Source organism: Belliella alkalica (genome assembly GCF_022549785.1).
Classification (GTDB): Bacteria; Bacteroidota; Bacteroidia; order Cytophagales; family Cyclobacteriaceae; genus Belliella; species Belliella alkalica.
This window is the reverse complement of record NZ_JAKZGO010000102.1, coordinates 1-532: the sequence shown is the minus strand read 5'-3', so window position 1 is coordinate 532 and position 532 is coordinate 1. Positions and strand designations below refer to the sequence as shown.

Sequence of the window (532 nt, the reverse complement as noted above, 5' to 3'; positions counted from 1 at the left end):
CGTAACTGTGACAGCGCCAGCGATAGAAGCCAATGATGATGACTTCGGTCCGATCAACGGCACGACAGGTGGCACAGTACCGGGCAATGTATTGGATAACGATACCTTGAACGGAGATCCTGTGAACCCTGATGATGTGATCTTGACACCGATCAATGTAGATCCTGACTCTCCGGTAGTGATCAACCCAGATGGAACGGTTACGGTAGCACCGAACACGCCAGCGGGAGACTACGAAGTAGCGTACAGCATCTGTGAGGTGTTGAATCCTGATAACTGTGATACAGCGACAGTAACTGTAACTGTGACAGCGCCAGCGATAGAAGCCAATGATGATGACTTCGGTCCGATCAACGGCACGACAGGTGGCACAGTACCGGGCAATGTATTGGATAACGATACCTTGAACGGAGATCCTGTGAACCCTGATGATGTGATCTTGACACCGATCAATGTAGATCCTGACTCTCCGGTAGTGATCAACCCAGATGGAACGGTTACGGTAGCACCGAACACGCCAGCGGGAGACTAC

At 51.3% G+C, this 532-nt stretch carries 1 pseudogene; it reads left to right on the top strand.

The window, feature by feature from the left end:
* Positions 1–532 (top strand): annotated as a pseudogene (locus tag MM213_RS20850) (hypothetical protein); the annotation flags it as partial.